The 21,216-nt window shown below is 38.3% G+C and carries 18 protein-coding genes and 1 rRNA gene; 10 read left to right on the top strand and 9 right to left on the bottom strand.

The features are described 5' to 3' along the window. The 9 genes from ACGLXV_RS25265 to dnaA all read right to left on the bottom strand — a co-directional run. Positions 1 to 60, bottom strand: a 16S ribosomal RNA gene (locus tag ACGLXV_RS25265); the annotation flags it as partial. A 305-nt stretch (positions 61 to 365) separates the two neighbouring features. Then, the gene (locus ACGLXV_RS25260) at positions 366 to 1,463 is read right to left on the bottom strand and encodes an HD-GYP domain-containing protein (protein ID WP_391560791.1); all 1,098 of its coding nucleotides are present in this window, start codon (positions 1,461 to 1,463) and stop codon (positions 366 to 368) included. Between the two features lie 88 nt (positions 1,464 to 1,551). Further along, positions 1,552 to 4,068 (bottom strand): DNA gyrase subunit A, encoded by a 2,517-nt coding sequence (gyrA, locus tag ACGLXV_RS25255; protein WP_391560790.1) that lies wholly within the window; start codon positions 4,066 to 4,068, stop codon positions 1,552 to 1,554. A gap of 88 nt (positions 4,069 to 4,156) precedes the next feature. Next, positions 4,157 to 6,079, bottom strand: coding sequence for a DNA topoisomerase (ATP-hydrolyzing) subunit B (gene gyrB, locus ACGLXV_RS25250; protein ID WP_119710435.1), 1,923 nt, complete (start codon positions 6,077 to 6,079; stop codon positions 4,157 to 4,159). A gap of 126 nt (positions 6,080 to 6,205) precedes the next feature. Continuing rightward, on the bottom strand, positions 6,206 to 6,430 hold the full coding sequence (gene remB / locus ACGLXV_RS25245) for an extracellular matrix regulator RemB (protein ID WP_119706175.1): 225 nt from the start codon (positions 6,428 to 6,430) through the stop codon (positions 6,206 to 6,208). A gap of 9 nt (positions 6,431 to 6,439) precedes the next feature. Next, positions 6,440 to 7,558, bottom strand: coding sequence for a DNA replication/repair protein RecF (recF, locus tag ACGLXV_RS25240; protein WP_391560789.1), 1,119 nt, complete (start codon positions 7,556 to 7,558; stop codon positions 6,440 to 6,442). A 68-nt stretch (positions 7,559 to 7,626) separates the two neighbouring features. After that, complete coding sequence (gene yaaA, locus ACGLXV_RS25235; protein WP_119706173.1) at positions 7,627 to 7,839, bottom strand: S4 domain-containing protein YaaA; 213 nt, start codon at positions 7,837 to 7,839, stop codon at positions 7,627 to 7,629. A gap of 130 nt (positions 7,840 to 7,969) precedes the next feature. After that, positions 7,970 to 9,106, bottom strand: a complete 1,137-nt coding sequence (dnaN, locus tag ACGLXV_RS25230) for a DNA polymerase III subunit beta (protein ID WP_119706172.1) — start codon at positions 9,104 to 9,106, stop codon at positions 7,970 to 7,972. Between the two features lie 181 nt (positions 9,107 to 9,287). Next, positions 9,288 to 10,634 carry a chromosomal replication initiator protein DnaA gene (dnaA, locus tag ACGLXV_RS25225; RefSeq protein ID WP_119706171.1) on the bottom strand — a complete coding sequence of 449 codons (1,347 nt, stop codon included), beginning with the start codon at positions 10,632 to 10,634 and terminating at the stop codon, positions 9,288 to 9,290. A 646-nt stretch (positions 10,635 to 11,280) separates the two neighbouring features. On the opposite strand from dnaA, the gene rpmH reads away from it, so the two are divergent. The 10 genes from rpmH (at position 11,281) to ACGLXV_RS25175 (ending at position 21,199) form a co-directional block, all read left to right on the top strand. Beyond that, positions 11,281 to 11,415 carry a 50S ribosomal protein L34 gene (rpmH, locus tag ACGLXV_RS25220; RefSeq protein WP_066059809.1) on the top strand — a complete coding sequence of 45 codons (135 nt, stop codon included), beginning with the start codon at positions 11,281 to 11,283 and terminating at the stop codon, positions 11,413 to 11,415. 153 nt (positions 11,416 to 11,568) lie between these two features. Continuing rightward, the gene (rnpA, locus tag ACGLXV_RS25215; RefSeq protein ID WP_119710434.1) at positions 11,569 to 11,928 is read left to right on the top strand and encodes a ribonuclease P protein component; all 360 of its coding nucleotides are present in this window, start codon (positions 11,569 to 11,571) and stop codon (positions 11,926 to 11,928) included. A gap of 159 nt (positions 11,929 to 12,087) precedes the next feature. Further along, entirely contained in the window at positions 12,088 to 12,864 is a 777-nt protein-coding gene (spoIIIJ, locus tag ACGLXV_RS25210; protein WP_119710433.1) for a YidC family membrane integrase SpoIIIJ, read from the top strand. Continuing rightward, positions 12,861 to 13,481 (top strand): RNA-binding cell elongation regulator Jag/EloR, encoded by a 621-nt coding sequence (jag, locus tag ACGLXV_RS25205; RefSeq protein WP_119710432.1) that lies wholly within the window; start codon positions 12,861 to 12,863, stop codon positions 13,479 to 13,481. Before spoIIIJ ends, jag begins: the two co-directional genes overlap by 4 nt. A gap of 441 nt (positions 13,482 to 13,922) precedes the next feature. After that, positions 13,923 to 15,308, top strand: coding sequence for a tRNA uridine-5-carboxymethylaminomethyl(34) synthesis GTPase MnmE (gene mnmE / locus ACGLXV_RS25200; protein ID WP_391560788.1), 1,386 nt, complete (start codon positions 13,923 to 13,925; stop codon positions 15,306 to 15,308). Between the two features lie 29 nt (positions 15,309 to 15,337). Continuing rightward, complete coding sequence (gene mnmG, locus ACGLXV_RS25195) at positions 15,338 to 17,230, top strand: tRNA uridine-5-carboxymethylaminomethyl(34) synthesis enzyme MnmG (RefSeq protein ID WP_391560792.1); 1,893 nt, start codon at positions 15,338 to 15,340, stop codon at positions 17,228 to 17,230. 35 nt (positions 17,231 to 17,265) lie between these two features. Next, positions 17,266 to 17,982 (top strand): 16S rRNA (guanine(527)-N(7))-methyltransferase RsmG, encoded by a 717-nt coding sequence (gene rsmG / locus ACGLXV_RS25190; RefSeq protein ID WP_391560787.1) that lies wholly within the window; start codon positions 17,266 to 17,268, stop codon positions 17,980 to 17,982. Between the two features lie 140 nt (positions 17,983 to 18,122). Continuing rightward, complete coding sequence (gene noc / locus ACGLXV_RS25185) at positions 18,123 to 18,992, top strand: nucleoid occlusion protein (RefSeq protein WP_391560786.1); 870 nt, start codon at positions 18,123 to 18,125, stop codon at positions 18,990 to 18,992. A 595-nt stretch (positions 18,993 to 19,587) separates the two neighbouring features. Beyond that, positions 19,588 to 20,349, top strand: coding sequence for a ParA family protein (locus ACGLXV_RS25180; RefSeq protein WP_119710426.1), 762 nt, complete (start codon positions 19,588 to 19,590; stop codon positions 20,347 to 20,349). Continuing rightward, the gene (locus ACGLXV_RS25175; RefSeq protein WP_119710425.1) at positions 20,342 to 21,199 is read left to right on the top strand and encodes a ParB/RepB/Spo0J family partition protein; all 858 of its coding nucleotides are present in this window, start codon (positions 20,342 to 20,344) and stop codon (positions 21,197 to 21,199) included. Before ACGLXV_RS25180 ends, ACGLXV_RS25175 begins: the two co-directional genes overlap by 8 nt. Positions 21,200 to 21,216: the final 17 nt, after the last annotated feature.

The raw sequence follows: 21,216 nt of genomic DNA, 5'->3' as shown, positions 1-21,216 counted from the left end.
TTGCATGTATTAGGCACGCCGCCAGCGTTCGTCCTGAGCCAGGATCAAACTCTCCAATAAAGAGTAAGATTAGCTCTTAAAGTTAAAACGTTGGCTAGTGTATATTTCAACACTATCATTTTTTGTTGACGTATGATTTGTTTAGTTTTCAAAGAACAATTACTATCGCAACGAGGCGACTTTAATAATATATCATGTTTATCAACTCATTTCAACTACTTTATTAAAAAAGTTTTAACAACTATTTAAAGTACTTGTTGAGCTGACTTTTACTAGTATAGCAAGTCACTATTTATTATTCAATAACTAATAAATGGAAACATTCAAGAGCCAAATAGGTATAGTACCTATTTGGCTCTACCATCCTAAGGAATCTTTACTTCATCAATAAAAATCATCCGGTTTCTCTGCAAATGAATAATTTCAGCAGTAGGTAATACTTTTACAAGTGGCCTTGTTGGTGCATTATCATCAATAAATAGAATTTCAGCTTCTTGTCCATTTGAAAGTTTTACTAAACTCCCAATTGAAATATTCATAATGCCAGCTTGAAGTGCACGGATGGAGGCAATATCAAACTGTCCAAATAAATCTTGGAGCATCATCTCCAATACTTTAAAAGGAGACTGTTTTTTTCGATACAATCGTTGTGAAGTCATTGCATGGAATGTGTCTGCGACCCCAATAATTTTTGCATATTGGTGGATTTTCTGTCCCTTTTCTCCTAATGGATACCCACTTCCATCCATTCGCTCATGATGCTGGAAGATGGCGATTTTCCCAGCCTCTCTAATAAAAGGTGTACTTTGAATAAGTCTATAGCTATACGTCGGGTGGTTTTTTACCTCTTGATACTCCTCTTGTGTAAGAGGAGTTCTTTTATTTAATATTCCTTCAGAAAGCTTTGCCATTCCACAATCACTTAAAGTTCCAGCCAAAGCAACCTGAACAATCTCCCCTTTATTAAAACCTAGTTTCTTAGAGATAAAACTGCTAATTAATCCAACAGCAACCGCATGCTGGTATAAATAGTCTTCCTCAGTTGAAAAGTGGTGAAGTTGAAAAAGATCTGCTTGATTGTGATCTATTTTTTCGATTAACGGAAATATAATACTACGTACCTTTGTAACATCTACTGGCAAACCCGACTGCCAACTTCGAAACTCTTTTTTAAAGCTTCTTGATGCTTGAAGAAAGAGTTCTGTGAATGTAAGTTCTCTTGGCTCTTCATTTTCCTCACGTCTCACTTCTTCGTCATCCAAGAGTATCTCATTAGGAATAAAAGGATGACCGCTAGACAGAGTCTTTTCAACCTCTAATTCAGGTATTAAGAAGGCTTTTAATACTTCAAGCAATTCGGAAGTCAACACTGTTTTCTTTTGGACAATTGCCCGGCCCGAAGACCCAATAACATCTTCAGAAAGAATGCACCCTTCTTGAACTTCTTTTATAAGAACTCGCACTAATTACACCCTCTAGTAATAATATTCTTAGTCTATTTTACCCAATTCATAAAAAAAGAGGAACATAATAATGTCCCTCTCTTACAAATTATTCTTCATCCCCTGGTTCAAAGTCTTTTGACTCTTCTTCTTCACCAACGATGACTTCTTCTTTTTCTTCCTCTTTTTCTTCTTCCTTTTCAACCATCGCTACAGTTGCTACGAATTCTTCTTCTGACTCATTCAATCTGATCAATCTCACACCTTGAGTATTTCGTCCCATTGTTGAGATATCACTAACCGCCATACGGATTAAGACTCCGCCTGTAGTGATCAACATTACATCTTCTTCACCTGTTACAGCCTTCATCGCAACTAGGCTTCCGTTTTTATCTGTAATGTTACATGTTTTGATTCCTTTACCACCACGCCCTTGAATTCTATATTCTTCAGCAGGCGTACGTTTACCGTACCCATTCTTAGTAACAATTAATATCTCTGTATTCTCTTCAAGTACTTCCATTCCAACAACTTCATCTGTTTCATCAATGTTAATTCCTTTAACTCCTGTTGCAGTACGTCCCATAGAGCGAACATCTGTTTCAGGGAAACGAATGAGTAACCCGTTCTTCGTTCCAATAATAATTTCTTTACTGCCATCTGTAAGACGAACAGAGATCAATTCATCTTCCTCACGTAAGTTTAAGGCAATTAAACCATTGTTTCGAATATTCGCAAACGATGTCAGTGGAGAACGCTTAGAAATACCCTCTTTGGTAGTAAAGAACAGGAACCAGTCATCCACAAACTCTGAAACAGGAATAATGGCATTCACCCATTCTCCTTTATCCACTTCAAGTAGATTGATGATTGGAATTCCTTTTGCTGTTCTTGAGAATTCAGGAATTTCATACCCTTTTGAACGATACACTTTCCCTTTGTTTGTAAAGAAAAGAATTGTATCGTGAGTAGACGTTGTCACAAGATGTTCAACGAAATCATCTTCATTCGTACCCATTCCTTGTATCCCTCTACCACCACGCTTCTGTGCACGGTAGGTTGAAACTGGTAGACGTTTGATATATCCGTTATGAGTTAATGAGATAACGATGTTCTCAACCGGAATTAAATCCTCATCTTCAATGTTTTCCACTCCACCTGTCACAATTTCTGTACGACGGTTATCATTGAAGCGTTCTTTAATTTCAGATAGTTCTTCTCTTATGATTTCAAGAACCTTCTCTTCATTAGCTAAAATTTCCTTCAGCTCTGCAATTAACTTCACAAGGTTTTGATACTCTTCCTCGATTTTTTCACGTTCTAAACCAGTTAAACGCTGTAATCGCATATCTAAAATCGCCTGTGCTTGCTTTTCAGAAAGCTGGAAGGTAGTCATTAACCCCTCACGTGCAATATCTGTTGTTTGTGAAGCACGAATTAAGCTAATAACCGCATCTAAATGATCTAGCGCAATTCGTAAACCATCTAAAATATGAGCTCGTGCTTCTGCTTTTCGTAACTCAAATTCTGTTCTTCTACGAATGACTACTTTTTGGTGATCCAAATAATGAACTAAACACTGCTTTAGGTTTAAGACCTTAGGCTGTCCATCCACTAAAGCTAATGTGTTGATTCCAAAACTAGTTTGTAGAGCTGTTTGCTTATAAAGATTATTCAACAACACATTGGCATTCGCATCTTTACGAACCTCAATCACAATACGCATACCTTTTCTATCTGATTCATCACGTAGATCTGTAATGCCGTCAATTTTTTTCTCACGAGCAAGCTCAGCAATTTTTTCGATAAGTTTTGCCTTGTTTACTTGGTATGGAATTTCATTAACAATAATAACTTCCTTGCCATTTGCTTTTTGTTCAATGACAACCTTTGCTCGTATTGTAATGGAACCTCTGCCTGTTTCGTAAGCCTTTCGGATCCCGCTTCGGCCTAGTATTAATCCTCCAGTAGGAAAATCGGGACCTGGAATGATCTCCATGAGCTCCCCAGTCGTGATCTCAGGGTCCTTACTTACCGCTAACACACCATCAATGACTTCACCAAGCTGATGGGGCGGAATATTCGTTGCCATTCCAACAGCAATCCCTGTTGTTCCGTTAACAAGAAGGTTCGGGAATCTAGCAGGTAGAACAACCGGTTCCCTTTCTTCTCCATCATAGTTGTCTTGGTAATCAATCGTGTCTTTATTTATATCTCGCAACAGTTCCATTGAGATTTTTGACATTCTTGATTCTGTATAACGCATCGCTGCCGCTGAGTCGCCATCAACAGATCCAAAGTTTCCATGGCCATCAACAAGCATGTAACGATAGTTAAAATCCTGAGCCATACGTACCATTGTTTCATACACCGCTGAGTCTCCATGTGGATGGTATTTACCAATTACATCCCCAACGATACGAGCAGACTTTTTATATGGCTTGTCAGAATGCATTCCAAGGTCATGCATGGCATATAGAATACGACGGTGAACAGGCTTTAATCCATCTCTAACATCTGGCAAAGCACGGGAGACGATTACGCTCATCGCATAGTCTAGGAATGAAGTCTTCATTTCTTGGCTTATATTTATTTCTTTAATTTGTGAATTTGGTGTTTCAGCCAACGTGTGTACCTCCTTTAAAGCTAATGATGATCCTTTGTAAGCCTTCTATGAAAAGAAAAGGAGGATAGTGGTTACCCTCTACCCTTTTTTAAATATCTAAGTTTTTCACGTATTGTGCATTTGCTTCGATAAAGTTACGACGTGGCTCCACTTTATCTCCCATTAGCATTTCGAATGTTTCATCGGCTTCAATGGCATCTTGAAGACTAACCTGTAACATTGTTCTAGTCTCTGGGTTCATGGTTGTTTCCCAAAGCTGATCAGGATTCATCTCACCTAATCCTTTGTAACGTTGAATATTAGGTTTCGGTTGACTCGGAAGCTCTGCGAAAATACGGTCTAATTCTTTATCGTTATAGGCATATTCAATGCGTTTCCCTTGTTGAACTTTGTATAACGGTGGCTGAGCGATATAAATATAGCCAGCCTCTAAGATTTGTCTCATATATCGATAGAAGAATGTTAGAATCAGTGTTCGAATATGCGCACCGTCAACATCTGCATCCGTCATAATTACAACTTTATGGTAACGAGCTTTCGAAAGATCAAAGTCTTCGCCAATCCCTGTTCCAATTGCTGTAATCATGGCACGAACTTCATTATTTGAAAGGATTTTATCCAATCTTGCTTTTTCTACGTTAAGGATTTTCCCTCTAAGTGGAAGAATCGCTTGGAAATGACGGTCACGTCCTTGTTTTGCTGACCCACCCGCTGAGTCTCCCTCAACGATATATATCTCACTTATTTCAGGATCTTTAGAAGAGCAGTCAGCAAGTTTACCAGGTAAGCTCGATACCTCAAGGGCACTCTTTCGACGTGTTAACTCTCTCGCTTTTTTGGCAGCTAAACGGGCTCTTGCCGCCATTAAGCCTTTTTCAACTATTTTCCTAGCAACTGTAGGGTTTTCAAGAAGAAACTTATCCAGTGCCTCGGCAAAAATCGTATCTGTTGCTGCTCTTACCTCTGAGTTACCAAGCTTCGTTTTTGTTTGGCCTTCAAACTGTGGATCTGGATGTTTAATTGATACGATAGCTGTTAAACCTTCTCGTACATCATCACCAGACAGATTCGAATCGTTTTCTTTTATCTGACCATATTTTCTCGCATAGTCGTTTATGATTCTCGTAAGAGCTGTTTTAAAACCAGATTCATGTGTCCCACCTTCATGGGTATGAATATTGTTCGCAAACGAGTAAATATTACTTGTATAACTATCATTGTACTGAATGGCGACCTCGATGGTAATTCCCTCTTTTTCGCCTTCAATAAAGATTGGCTCTTCATGTAGAACTTCCTTTGATCTATTTAAGTGCTCTACATAAGACTTTATACCGCCTTCATAGTAATATTGGTTGCCTTTATTTTCTTCACGCTTATCTTCAATCGTTATTTTTAACCCTTTGTTTAAAAAGGCAAGCTCACGGATACGATTGGCAAGGGTCTCATAATCATACTCAAGAGTCTCAGTGAAAATTTCACCATCTGGGACAAAGTGAATCGTCGTACCTGTATGGTCTGTTTCTCCGATCACTTCTAGGTCAGCAACAGGTACTCCACGCTCAAATTTCTGGTAGTGAATTTTCCCTTCACGATGTACATACACTTCTAATATCGTGGATAGCGCATTAACTACAGACGCACCCACTCCGTGAAGTCCTCCAGAAACTTTGTAACCTCCGCCACCAAACTTTCCTCCGGCATGAAGGACGGTCATAATAACTTCAACTGCAGGTCTTCCCATCTTTTCATGGATACCGACTGGAATTCCGCGTCCATTATCAATAACTGTAATGCTATTATCCTTTTCAATTACCACATTTATCTCTGTACAGAAGCCAGCTAAAGCTTCGTCAATACTATTGTCAACGATTTCCCAAACTAAATGGTGGAGTCCTTTGACACTTGTGGAACCAATATACATCCCCGGTCTTTTTCTTACGGCTTCAAGACCTTCCAGAACCTGTATCTGATTTTCATCATATGATTGTTCTTGGACTTCTTTTTGTTCCATTGCCATAAACCGTTCACCTACTCTTTCTTTCACAATTAAGCAAAAATCAACTGATTTTCGCGTACCAAATATATATTTTCACTTAGCAAAAGAGCTAAGATTATTCTAATACTGAGCTGCATATTATTAAGAGCGTTTTTTTAATGTTCCAGATGATAACGGTGAATAATAGATTTTGTCTTTTGTAATCACGATAGATTTATATCCACCTTTTGAAAGATCCACAACCACTAAACGATCATGCATTAAAAACTCATTCATTTGTGATGATGAGACGACACTTTCTTTACTTATGATAGCAACGATATCTATTGCTCGAACCAATGTCTCTTCTCCAATATGAACATACATAAGACCACCTCATAAGATTTGTTTAATCGTCCCACTATCAACGGTAAAGGTTGACGCTTCTTTAAGTGTTTGATGGTCAATTCCATCTACATTTGTTGTTGTCACAAATGTTTGTACCTTACCCTGAATGGTGTTTAACAAGTGAGATTGGCGATAATCATCCAGCTCTGAAAGAACATCATCTAATAGTAAAATAGGGTATTCCCCAATCTCCGAATGAATAAGTTCAATTTCTGCTAGCTTAACGGATAATGCAGTTGTCCGTTGCTGGCCTTGAGAACCAAACGTTTGTACGTCACGTCCATTTACAAAAAAGAGCATATCATCGCGATGAGGGCCAAACAGTGTTGTTCCCCGTTCGATCTCTCTTGTTTTTATTTTATCAAATTTATGAGTGAATACTTCTACCATTTTCGACAAATCTTGCTCTTCTGATACATCAACAGAAGGTTTATACTCAATCTTTAACGTTTCTAGTCCTCTAGAAATTCCACTATGAATAGGAATGGCCCACTTTTGAAGCATTCGGAGGAATTCATAACGTTTGGCTACGATACGAACAGCCTTGTCAATAAATTGCTCCGTTAAAATATCGAGCATCGTTTGGTCTGATTGCTTTTTAATCTGCAACATTTTTAAATAATGGTTTCTTTGCTGAAGAATTTTCTGATATTGACCCATTTCATGAAGGTAAATTGGGGATACTTGTCCAATCTCCATATCGATAAATCGCCTTCTAACCTGCGGACTTCCCTTAACGAGTGTAAGATCCTCAGGCGCAAACATAACCACATTCATATTCCCTACATACTGACTTAATTTTTGCTGCTCAAGATGATTGCATTTTGCCTTTTTTCCTTTTTTAGAAATAATCAGCTGCATCGGGAGAGGTCCGTGACTTTTTTTTACCCGTCCCTCTATTGTAGCATATTCTTCATCCCAGCGAATAAGTTCTTTATCATTAGAGGTTCGATGAGATTTAGCCATGGCTAATACGTAGATGGATTCCATGACATTTGTTTTCCCTTGAGCATTTTCACCTAAGATGACATTAACCTTGTTTTCAAAATTAATAGTCAAATCTTCGTAATTCCGATAATTTTTTAACCCTAAATGCTCAATATACATATTCAAAACATCCTTTATCCCTATACAGTAAGCGAGACTTCAACACATTTGTCGAAGCCTGCTTCCTTTTACATGACAATGTATGAACCGATGGTAGGAATTTCAACAACATCTCCAGCTCTAAGCTTTCGACCTCTCCTTTGATCTTGCTCACTATTGACAAATATTTCATATTCACCCAGGAACCACTTTGCCATTCCTCCGGTATCTATAACACCTGCTAGCTTTAAAAATTGACCTAACGTAATATACTCTGTGTCAATTTTCACTTCTTCTCTCAAATAGCCTCACTCATTTCTCGTAATTTTTCATGACGAGCGTTTTTTGTGTCTACTCTTTATTTTACTAAATATTTGATTGGTATACAAAGGGTTAAACGAAAAGCCACCAGAGAGACCTGGCAGCTTATTCTTAATACGTTCTTACAGGTAGAATCAATTGCAGAATAGAATCGTCATTCAAAGGTTGGATGATAAACGGCCTCATTGCTCCTGTAAAACTAATTTTTATTTCTTGCCCTTCTAAAGCTTTTAATGCGTCCATTACATATTTTGCACTAAAAGATATTTTCAACTCTTCACCAGTAATCTCTTGGGCTTGCAGCTCTTCAACTACTTTTCCGATTTCTGGTGTATTAGAGGACACCTCTATCACTTTTTCTTCAATGGTTGAAAATTTAACTACGTTGTTTCGTCCTTCTCTTGCTAACAAGGAAGCACGATCAATGGATTGTAAGAACTCTTTCGTATTAACGGTTACTTCTGTCTTACTTTCTGACGGAATCAACCGAGTGGTATCAGGATAGTTTCCTTCTAGCAATCTTGAGAAAAACAATAAATGCTTAGCTTTAAATAACACTTGGTTTTCTGTTATAACGATATCAACTAGGTCATTTGTATCATCTAGAATTTTACTCAATTCATTTAAACTTTTCCCTGGAATAACTACATTGTAAATTATGTCGTTCTCAATATCGACCTTCGCTTTTCTTAAAGCTAATCTGTGACTATCTGTTGCAATACAGATCAACTCTCCGTTTTCGACCTTCCAGTTTACACCTGTCAACACCGGGCGTGTTTCTGAGGTGGACACTGCAAAAACCGTTTGACGAATAAGGACTTTTAAGAGGTCTGTACGGATCTTAAAAGCATTTTGTTCTTCAATTTGTGGTAAGTGCGGATACTCTTCAGCATCAAGACCATTCAAATTAAATTCAGATTTGCCTGAACGAATAACGGTTTGAAAATGATTTTGAACATCTATTTCAACTGTATCTGTAGGTAATTTCTTTACGATTTCACTGAAAAACTTTGCTTGAAGAACAATTGAACCTGTTTGTTTGATTTCGACAAGCTCATCACCAGCTTCTTCTTTAGGTATAAATGATTCTATGGAAATGTCTGAGTCACTACCAGTTAATGTAACACCATCTTCAGTTACAACCATTTTTATACCGGTTAAGATTGGGATAGTTGTTCGGCTAGTTACTGCTTTCATAACATCCTGAACACTTTGAACTAAACGGTCCCTTTGGATAATAAAACGCATAAAAAAAGTCCCCCCGTATGAATGGAATATCAGGTTTATTTATATATTTTTTATTATAAAAAAATAGTAGAAGTAATAGTAGGGCCTGTGAGTATGTGGATAACTCCTTTGAGTGAAAGGAAATACAGCCTATCCACATGTGGACAGACTGTGAGTAAACAAGTGAAAGTTATACACAGTATTAAATTTTCAAAAGCTCATTAATCTCATTCAATTGTTTTTGGAACTGAGCATCTGTTTGAATAAGCTTTGAAATTTTCTCGTGAGCATGAATAACTGTCGTGTGATCGCGACCTCCGAACTCTTCACCAATTTTCGGAAGGGAAAAGTCGGTTAATTCTCTTGATAAATACATAGCAATTTGCCTAGGAAAAGCAACAGATTTCGTCCGTTTCTTTGCTTTAAAATCCTCAAGTTTCACATTAAAGTGCTCTCCAACGACTCGTTGAATCTCATGAATCGTAATGACTCGTGGCTTGGAACTTGGAATAATATCTTTCAAAGCTTCCGCAGCTAAATCAGCATTAATATCTTTATTTATTAGAGAAGAGTAGGCAACTACACGAATTAATGCACCTTCTAGCTCTCTAATATTGGAATCAATTTGATTTGCTATATATAGCATGACTTCGTTAGGGATATCTAATCCCTCAGCCTTTGCCTTTTTACGCAGGATGGCAATCCTTGTTTCTAAATCTGGTGGTGTGATGTCTGTGATTAATCCCCATTCAAATCGTGAACGGAGTCGATCTTCAAGCGTCGGAATTTCCTTCGGTGGACGGTCACTGGATATAACGATTTGCTTACTTTCCTCATGAAGCGTATTAAACGTATGGAAAAATTCCTCTTGAGTTTGTTCTTTTCCAGCAAGAAACTGAATATCATCAATAAGAAGGACATCTACATTGCGATACTTATTTCTAAAATCAACTGCTTTATTGTCTCGAATTGAGTTAATGAACTCATTCGTAAATTTTTCAGAAGATAAATAAACAACCTTTGCTGATGGGTTATGATCCTGCACATAATGCCCAATCGCATGCATAAGGTGGGTTTTCCCTAAACCTACGCCCCCGTATATAAAAAGGGGATTATATGCTTTAGCTGGTGCTTCAGCGACTGCTAGTGAAGCAGCATGTGCAAATCGGTTCCCAGAACCAATAACAAATGTATCAAAAGTATATTTCGGATTGAGCATATTTAACGGTAGCTCTTGATGGTCGTCATCTTTTATATTGCGTTTTTGTGGAATAGGAATCTCATCTTCGACTTCATTTTGATTTTGAGGAATGATGAATTTTACCCCTAGTTCTTCTCCAGTTATATCGTAGAGAATTCCAGCGATTAATTGCGAATAACGTTCTTCTAGCCAGTCACGAGCAAATTCATTTGGAGCCGTTACGGTTAACGTATCACCTTGCAAAGAATGGGCTTTAGTAGATTTTAGCCACGTTTCAAAGCTGGGTTTGCTAATTTTTTTCTCTATATTGGCTAACGCGTTATTCCAAAGATCCGAAATATTTTCCACACTGATCCCTCCTTTTAGGAATATAAATGCCATCTTTGAAGCGGCTAAACAGTCTACTAATTTTTCTATGTTTCCCGTAAGGATCACAAAAAAACATAGGTTATACAAGCTGTACAACCTATAAATTTATAAATATACAAATCTGTTAATGTGGGTAAGTATATATATAAGAAGTAATGAGGAATTTCGACAATATCCACGACTTGTGGACAACGTTCTACATAGGGTCTGAATAACCTATCCACAAGATATCCACAATCTGTGGATAGATTATTTATCCACATGTTTTTATCCAGAGTGAAAACACAATAATAATATCAAATAAATTAAGTAGACGCAATGGTTTTTTAAGTTTATCCACAACAAGTACAAGCTGTGAGTATTAATTGTCCACAGTGAGAGAATCTGTGAAAAAGCTGTCAATAAGCGTTGTGGATAATGGAGAAACGTGTCGAAAGTTATTAACAGTCGCTGAAAAATATGTTTTGGAGGAAACTTTGCCAAAACAGTTATAAAATAAAGAAGATCTTATCTGTTATTCTTTCTGTCAAAAGGAGTCGAAGATAGGCTATTGACTTTTTTTATAGGTCGCCTCTATAATTAGAAGGACTGTCTTTAAAGTTATTCCTCAGGGAGGTGTCATATAATGAAAAGAACGTACCAACCAAATAAGCGTAAACACAGCAAAGTTCACGGTTTCCGTAGTCGTATGAGCTCTGCAAACGGACGTAAAGTATTAGCACGTCGTCGTCGTAAAGGAAGAAAAGTATTATCTGCTTAGGCCACTGAAACGTCAGTGGTCTTTTTTCTCATTCAGGTGGAAGAAGAATTCAGGTTATGTATAGATGTTCACACAGAAGAAAATAATGGGAAGGGCAGTGTGCGCCTCCAGAAGCTAGAGCACTTGCTTTAATCTAGATCGTAGGTGTAATGAATGAAAAAGGAATTTCGAGTAAAAAAGAATAAAGAATTTCAAGAGATATATAAAAAGGGGAACTCTGTAGCGAATCGTCAATTTGTGGTTTATTTGCGAAATGTTCCAGAACAAACTCATTTTCGTGTTGGTTTGTCTGTTAGCAAGAAGATTGGAAATGCTGTGACTCGTAATCAAGTGAAAAGGTATATTAGACAATCCTTACTAGAGCTTCAAGAACATATGAAAAATGACTATGATTTGATTATTATTGCGAGAAAACCAGCTTCCGACATGACGTTTCATGAAGTGAAGGGAAGTTTAACTCATGTTTTAAAACTTGCGAAGGTTTTAAATGGTAGAGTAGAAAGAAGGAAATAAAATCTAAGTGATTACATTTTTTTAAGGCAATGTACTTATAAAAAATGATACAATACACTTGGATTATTTATAGACGAACAAGTAGTGTGTTTCTTTTTTCATCTAAAGATTGAAGTGGACATACTTGGAGGATATTAGATATTAAGGAGGAAAAAACGGTTGAAAAAGAAACTTCTTCTTTTAATCGGCCTCATATTTCTGATGGCACTACTTACGGGCTGTACAGAGTATAATAAGCCGATTACAGCAGAAAGCGAAGGTTTTTGGAACGAGTATATTGTATACCCATTATCGTTATTAATTGTCAAAACAGCGGAGTTTGCTGGCGGAAACTTTGGTTTAGGTATTATTTTAGTTACACTTTTGATTCGTTTGGTGATCTTACCATTAATGATCAAGCAAACAAAGAGCTCAAAGGCCATGCAAGCTATTCAGCCTGAAATGCAAAAATTAAGAGAAAAATATAGCTCTAAAGATCAAAAAACGCAACAAAAGCTTCAACAGGAAACAATGGCGCTATTTCAGCAGCATGGAGTAAATCCACTTGCAGGTTGTTTTCCATTAATCATTCAAATGCCAATTTTAATTGGATTTTATCATGCTATTTCTCGTACGAGAGAGATTGCAGAGCATAACTTTTTATGGTTTGACCTTGGGTCTCCGGATCCGTTTTATATTTTACCGGTTGTAGCGGGAATCACAACATTCATCCAACAGAAAATCATGATGGCGGGTGTAGAGAATAATCCTCAAATGCAAATGATGCTTTACATTATGCCGGTTATGATTATTGTGTTCGCGTTTAACTTCCCAGCTGCTTTATCTCTATATTGGGTAGTAGGGAATATCTTTATGATTGTTCAAACCTATTTTATTAAAGGCCCAGATTTAAAAAAGCTTGCTGAAACTGGTAAATCAGGAGGAGCGAAAAAGTGAGAGAGGTAACTGCTACGGGTAATTCCGTTGAGGAAGCAGTAGCGTCAGCTTTAGCTCAACTAGAAACAACAAGAGATCGTGCAGAAATAGCGATAGTTGACGAAGGGAAGAAGGGGCTATTTGGTATATTTGGGACCCGCCCGGCTATTGTTAAAGTATCTAAAAAAATCGATGCGATTGAAGAAGCAAAAAACTTTTTAACTGATGTAGCAAACAAAATGGGTTCACCAGTTGATATTGAAGTGATAAAAGAAGGCAAACAAGTTCAATTTATTCTTTCAGGGGAAAAGATTGCTCTCCTAATCGGAAAAAGAGGACAAACTTTAAACTCACTTCAATATTTAACGCAGCTAGTCATTAATCGATATGCCGACCAATATGTAAATGTATTGCTTGATGCAGAAGATTATCGAAAAAGAAGAAATGATACACTCATGCAACTGGCTGAAAGACTTGCTTTTAAGGCCGTTCGCACAGGCCAAAGAGTATCACTTGAACCAATGCCATCGTATGAAAGAAAAGTGATTCATACAGCTTTAATGGATAATAAGCGAGTGAAAACATACTCTGATGGAGTCGAGCCAAATCGTTACATCGTGATTACACCGAATAGATAAGAGTTAGATAGCGATCCCGCGTTGGTGGGGTCGTTTTTTTGTTTTTTGTGGTGCTGCTGTGATTGGATATTAGGGAAGCTTCCTCCGCTTTTCGTCTTATGCCTGTCGCCCATGACCAGCTTCCTCCGCTTTTCTTTGTCCAGCTCCGCCTCCTTGACCCTCGAGGTCATAAGTCAATCCCTTCCGGAAAGCAGGCTTTCCTACTGGGCTTGTCTTATGCTTGTCGGGTCAGAACAGTCGGCTCCGCTTTTCTTGTTATTCACATGTGGATAAGTTATGATAGAGCATAATGCACTTTTTTATTTGTGGATAATTCTTTTTTATTAGAAATGACTGTGCTATTCTAATAATTTGGGAAAAGATGCTTTTAATGAGTAAAGTTTCGTGACATAGATGAAGATAAGGAATATACATGTCCCTTAACGGGAAGAGGTGAAGGCAATGGAATTTGATACAATTGCGGCGATATCGACTCCGCTTGGTGAAGGAGCGATTGCGATTGTTCGTCTGAGTGGAGACGAAGCAATCCAAATTGCCGATAAGCTATTTAAAGGAAAAAGAAATAAACGTTTGATAGATGTACAAACACATACCATTCATTACGGCCACTTACTTGATCCAAAAACAGGTGAGGTTGCTGAAGAGGTAATGGTGTCTGTTATGAAAGGACCACATACATTTACGAAAGAAGATGTAGTAGAAATCAATTGCCACGGTGGAATTGTGTCGGTGAATCGTGTTCTTCAACTGGTATTACGATCTGGAGCAAGGTTGGCAGAACCAGGTGAATTCACAAAGCGTGCCTTTTTAAACGGCAGAATTGATTTATCACAAGCAGAAGCGGTAATGGATTTGATTCGTGCCAAAACGGATCGTGCCATGAACGTAGCGCTAGGACAAATGGAAGGGCGATTATCCAAGCTTATTCAAAGATTGAGACAAGAGATTCTTGAAACTTTGGCTCATGTTGAAGTGAATATCGACTATCCAGAGTATGATGATGTGGAAGAAATGACCCATAATATGCTTTTAGAAAAAGCAAATCTGGTTCGAGTAGAAATGAAAAAGTTACTCGAAACATCTCAACAAGGAAAGATCTTACGTGAGGGGTTATCAACGGTGATTGTCGGAAGACCTAACGTTGGAAAATCCTCCTTACTAAACAGTTTAGTTCAGGAAAATAAAGCAATTGTTACAGATATTCCTGGAACGACTCGTGACGTAATTGAAGAGTATGTCAATGTTCGAGGAGTGCCGCTTCGCTTACTAGATACAGCAGGTATTCGTGAGACAGAGGATATCGTAGAAAGAATTGGCGTGGAAAAATCACGACAAGTGTTAAAAGAAGCAGATCTCATTTTACTAGTTCTGAACTATTCGGATGATTTAACAAAGGAAGATGAAAACCTGTTTAAGGCTGTTGAAGGAATGGATGTTATCGTCATTATTAATAAAACAGATCTTCCTCAAAAGATTGATATGGAAAAGGTTAAAGAACTAACAGGGAAAAGTCCACTTGTAACGACCTCATTGCTTGAAGACCGAGGAGTCGATGATTTAGAAGAGGCGATTGCTGCTCTTTTCTTCTCTGGATCAATTGAGTCAGGCGATATAACGTATGTATCCAATAGTCGTCATATCGCTCTTCTTCACCAGGCGTTACACACCATAGAAGAAGCGATTTCAGGTGTGGAAAGTGGAGTGCCAATTGATATTGTACAGATTGATTTTACAAGAACCTGGGAGCTATTAGGGGAGATTATTGGAGAGTCCATTCACGAAAGCTTAATTGACCAGTTATTCTCGCAGTTCTGTTTAGGTAAATAATTTTTTTATAGATACAAGGAGGCAGCATGATGCAATATAGTGCTGGAAATTATGACGTGATTGTCATTGGAGCGGGACATGCCGGCTGTGAAGCGGGTTTGGCTGCTGCACGTCAAGGTGCAAAAACATTAATGATTACCATTAATTTAGATATGGTGGCTTTTATGCCATGTAATCCTTCTGTTGGGGGACCAGCAAAAGGAATCGTTGTGCGCGAAATTGATGCTCTCGGTGGGGAAATGGGGAAAAACATCGATAAAACGCATATTCAAATGAGAATGCTGAACACAGGTAAGGGACCAGCTGTACGTGCATTACGTGCACAAGCGGATAAATTTAGTTATCAGCATGAAATGAAAAAAACATTAGAAAACGAAAAAAATCTTACATTAGTTCAAGGTATGGTAGAGCAATTAATTGTTGAGGACGGAGTATGTAAGGGAGTAATTACGAAGACCGGTGCTACATATGAAGCAAAAACGGTTGTTATTACTACTGGTACCTTCCTTCGTGGTGAAATCATTCTTGGAGAGTTAAAGTACTCAAGTGGTCCGAATAATCAGCAGCCATCCATTAAGCTTTCCGAACACCTCGAAGAGCTAGGGTTTGATCTTGTTCGGTTTAAAACAGGAACTCCACCACGTGTGAATAGTCATACCATTGATTACAGCAAAACGGAAATTCAACCCGGTGATGATGAGCCTAGGGCATTTTCTTATGAAACAACCAAGTTTATTACAGACCAACTGCCGTGCTGGCTAACTTACACGAGCGAACAGACTCACCAATTAATTGATAATAATTTGCACCGTTCACCTATGTATTCAGGAATGATCAAAGGAACAGGTCCAAGATACTGTCCTTCCATAGAAGATAAGGTTGTTCGTTTCAATGATAAGCCAAGACACCAAATTTTCTTAGAGCCAGAGGGACGAAATACACAAGAGGTTTACGTTCAAGGATTATCAACGAGCTTGCCTGAGGAAGTTCAACATCAAATTTTAAAAACGATTCCAGGTCTTGAAAATGTTCAAATGATGAGACCGGGATATGCAATAGAGTATGATGCCATCGTACCGACACAGTTATGGCCAACACTTGAAACGAAAGTGATTCAGAACCTTTACACAGCAGGTCAAATTAATGGTACTTCTGGTTACGAGGAAGCCGCAGGTCAAGGTTTAATGGCCGGTATGAACGCGGGCCGAAAAGCATTAGGTGAAGAAGAAGTCATTCTTAGCCGTTCGGAAGCTTATATTGGTGTACTGATCGACGACCTTGTGACCAAAGGAACGAATGAGCCTTACCGATTACTTACTTCCCGTGCGGAATATCGCTTGTTGTTACGTCACGATAATGCCGATTTACGTTTAACAGAAATTGGTCGTAAAGTGGGACTTATCTCTGAAGAGCGCTATGGACGCTTTTTAACAAAAAAAGCAGCTATAGAAGCGGAGAAGGAACGTTTAGAAGGAATTATCATTAAACCTAAGCCTGAAGTTCAAGAACTCATTAAAGCTCAGGGTGGAAGTGAGTTAAAGGATGGTATTCGGGCCGCGGACCTACTAAAACGACCAGAGATGACGTATCAACATATTGAAGCCATTGTCCCATCTGAGATTGACTTAGATTTTGATATTAAAGAACAAGTAGAAATCCAAGTGAAATACGAAGGGTATATTGAAAAATCTTTACAACAAGTGGATCGTCTGAAGAAAATGGAGAATAAAAAGATTCCTGATAATATCGATTATGATGCCATATCTGGGCTGGCGACAGAAGCAAGGCAAAAAATGAAGCAGGTGCGCCCATTATCAATCGCTCAAGCATCAAGAATTTCAGGAGTAAACCCTGCAGATATCTCCATCTTACTTGTTTATTTGGAACAAGGAAAAATAGCACGTGTTTCAAATGATGCATAAAGAAAAATTTTTCCGGTGTGAGGAAGAAGGTACCCATGAATACAGAGTTATTTATTAAAATGTTAGAGGAGAAGGGGATTGAACTTTCTCCTCAACAGATTAACCAATATGAACAATATTTTCACTTATTAGTTGAGTGGAATGAAAAGATGAATCTGACGGCTATTACGGAGAAAGACGACGTCTATTTAAAACATTTTTATGATAGTGTGTCTGCTGCGTTTTATTATGACTTTTCAAGACCGTTAAGCCTTTGTGATGTGGGAGCAGGAGCAGGATTCCCTAGCATCCCAATTAAAATTGCATTCCCTCAACTACAAGTAACCATTGTGGATTCTTTAAACAAACGAATTACATTTTTAGAGAATCTAGCAAAGGAATTACAACTTGATGGAGTAACTTTTATTCATGACCGAGCAGAGACATTTGGTCAAAAGAAGGAATACAGAGAACAATATGATCTGGTTACAGCTCGCGCGGTAGCACGATTATCTGTATTAAGTGAGCTTTGCTTGCCGCTTGTAAGGGTAGGTGGAACCTTTGTAGCCATGAAGGCTGCTCATGCAAAAGATGAGTTAGAAATTGGGAAAAAAGCAATTGCCACACTCGGAGGATCCTTGAAAGAAACTCATTCATTCTTACTTCCTGTCGAGGAAAGTGAGAGAAATATTATTATTGTAGAAAAGGTAAAAGCGACACCAAAAAAATATCCTAGAAAACCTGGGACTCCGAATAAAGCACCAATCGAATAGAGTTACATTTTAGCTCATTTTATGGCATAATTTTAGTAAGTATGTAGGATAAAATAATCAATCATTGCATGTTTGGGCAGGAACTTGATTTTTTTTATAGAATACATTAATAGGGAGTTTCGTAAAGGTGGTGCAGGGTGATGAAGCAGACTTTCACACGCTTTTTTGGCCTAGGCGAAAAAGAGGGACAAGCTGAGACGGAAGAACAGGTTGAAGTAGTAACCGAAGCAGATCATGAAGAGATAAAAAAAATACCAATTGATTCAATTGTACCGAATCGCTTCCAACCAAGGACGGTATTTGATGAGGACAAAATTGAAGAACTCTCACGGACGATTCACATACACGGGATCATCCAGCCAATTGTTGTAAGAGAATTTGAAGAAGGTACGTTTGAAATCATCGCTGGTGAGCGAAGATGGAGAGCGATGAAAAAGCTTGGTTGGGATGAAGTCCCTGCCATAGTGAAAAATATGAATGATACAGAAACGGCTTCTGTCGCATTAATAGAAAACCTTCAAAGAGAAGAACTGTCACCAATTGAAGAGGCAATAGCCTACGGGAAACTATTGGAACTACACAATTTAACTCAAGAAGCTCTTGCGCAAAGGCTAGGGAAGGGGCAATCGACCGTAGCTAATAAGCTCCGCCTATTAAAGCTGCCGCAAGAGGTACAAGAAGCACTATTAAATAAATCCATTACCGAAAGACATGCGAGATCTCTCATTCCTTTGAAAGATGCAGAGAAGCAAATAAAATTATTAGAAGAAATTATCGAGAAAAACTTAAATGTGAAACAAACAGAAGATCGAGTGGCCAAACTTCTAGCAGAAACATCTGAAAAGCCAAAACCGAAGCGGAAGGCTTTTAGTAAAGATGTAAGAATTGCTGTTAATACCATTCGTCAATCTCTGTCAATGGTTTCAGATAGTGGCATCAACTTAAACTCTGAAGAGGAAGAGTTTGATGACTTCTACCAAATAACAATTAAAATACCTAAAAAGAAATAATAGATTAAGAGAAGCTTTGATGAGCTTCTCTCAGATTGTCGACAAAAGGTAGCTTCTCGCTGCCTTTTGTCATTTTTTTGTTTGGATGGTAGAGAAAAGGCTGATTTCCGCTCCGGGTGCTTGCTTTCCGGGGGGCGGGCGGTGAGCCTCCTCATCGCTACCGCTCTTGCGGGGTCTCACCTGTCCCGCTGATTCCCCCAGGAGTCAAGCACCCTCCGCTCCACTCAGCAGGTATACTCTTATAACTATGTTTTAACCCCCTTTTAGAGTTATCATCAAGCACCTAGCCAAGTCCAAATTTCTAGTTTCTTTAAATTCATGGCAGCAAAAGTAAGCATATACTTTATTAGATTGGAGTGGAGGGTGGCGACTCCTGCGGGAAAAGCGGCTCGGCCCCGCCCGCGGAAAGCGTCCACCCGGAACGGAAATCGAACTTTACCAAGTACCTCTTTTTTGTTATTTTTTCAATTAAAGCCCTAGGGAAATAAAAAAAATGATTCTCGTATCTTTTTCATGATAGAATAGAATACGTGATTGTCTTTTTGAAAGTTTTGAATTCAAATGTTATTTATGAAGATAAAGGTAGGTGACACCATTGGGGAAAGTTATTGCCATTGCGAATCAAAAAGGAGGAGTTGGTAAAACAACAACTTCTGTAAACCTAGGTGCCTGCTTAGCATATATAGGGAAAAAAGTATTGCTAGTCGATGTTGATCCACAAGGAAATGCCACAAGTGGTGTTGGTATTGAAAAAGCTGACGTGGAGCAATGTATATATGATGTATTAGTTGATGACGTTGAGGCAAAGGAAGTTATCATGCCTACATCCGTTGAAAACCTATATGCTATCCCCGCTACAATTCAGTTAGCAGGTGCAGAAATTGAACTTGTTCCAACCATATCAAGAGAAGTGAGATTAAAAAGGGCACTTGAGGAAGTAAAAGGATCCTACGATTATGTCATTATCGACTGTCCACCATCCTTAGGCTTATTAACCTTAAATGCGTTAACTGCCTCAGATGCTGTTCTTATTCCTGTTCAGTGCGAATTTTATGCACTTGAGGGGTTAAGTCAACTTTTAAATACGGTCCGACTCGTCCAGAAGCATTTAAACCAAGATCTAAAAATCGAAGGTGTTCTTCTAACGATGCTAGATGCCAGAACAAATCTTGGACTTCAGGTTATTGAAGAAGTAAAGAAGTATTTTCAAGATAAAGTATACAAAACCATTATTCCCCGAAATATCCGCTTAAGTGAAGCACCGAGTCATGGGGAGCCGATTATCATTTACGATCCAAAATCTAGAGGTGCAGAAGTCTATTTAGATTTGGCAAAGGAAGTGGTTTCGCATGGCTAAAGGACTCGGAAAAGGATTAAATGCGTTCTTTGCAAACATAGATGAGCCAAACAAACAGGAATCAATTACAGATGTTAGTTTGAAAGAAATACGACCTAATCCTTATCAGCCGAGAAAGATCTTTACCCAAGAGGCAATTGAAGAGCTAAAGCAATCAATTATTGAGCATGGAATTTTACAGCCTATAATCGTTAGAAAAAGTATAAAGGGCTATGATATTGTTGTTGGTGAAAGACGCTTTCGAGCAGCGAAAGAAGCGGGGCTCGAAAAAGTTCCTGTTGTCATTCGTGAGTTATCCGAACAACAAATGATGGAACTTGCCGTCCTTGAGAACTTACAAAGGGAAGATTTGACACCGATAGAAGAAGCGGCAGCCTATCAGCTCCTAATGGAAAAGCTCTCATTAACACAGGAGCAATTGGCTAAAAGACTAGGGAAGAGTCGGCCACATATTGCAAATCTCGTTCGTTTGTTAACTCTACCACCAAAAATCCAACAGCTTATCTCAGATGGAAAGATTTCGATGGGGCATGGTCGTGCCTTGCTTGGCCTTAGAAAAAAAGAAAAGTTACCTCTTATTGCTGAGAAAACGATGAAAGAAGGCTTGAATGTTCGCCAGTTAGAACAACTTATTCAACAGTTGAATGAAAATGTTCCACGTGAAACAAAGAAGCCAAAGCCAGAGAAAAATGTTTTCATTAAAGAACGCGAAGGCTTTTTGCGTGAGAGATTTGGCACAACTGTAAATATTAAAGAGTCTAAAAATAAAGGGAAAATTGAAATAGAATTTTTCTCAAAAGATGATTTAGAAAGAATTCTCGAGTTATTAAATAATAACCAGGAATCCTAATTGGAATAGAAAGTTTA

The sequence above is a fragment of the Robertmurraya sp. genome (assembly GCF_036676585.1).
In the GTDB taxonomy this organism is placed as follows: Bacteria; Bacillota; Bacilli; order Bacillales; family Cytobacillaceae; genus Robertmurraya_A.
The sequence above is the reverse complement of the archived record's forward strand: the minus strand, read 5'-3'. Positions and strand labels throughout refer to the sequence as shown.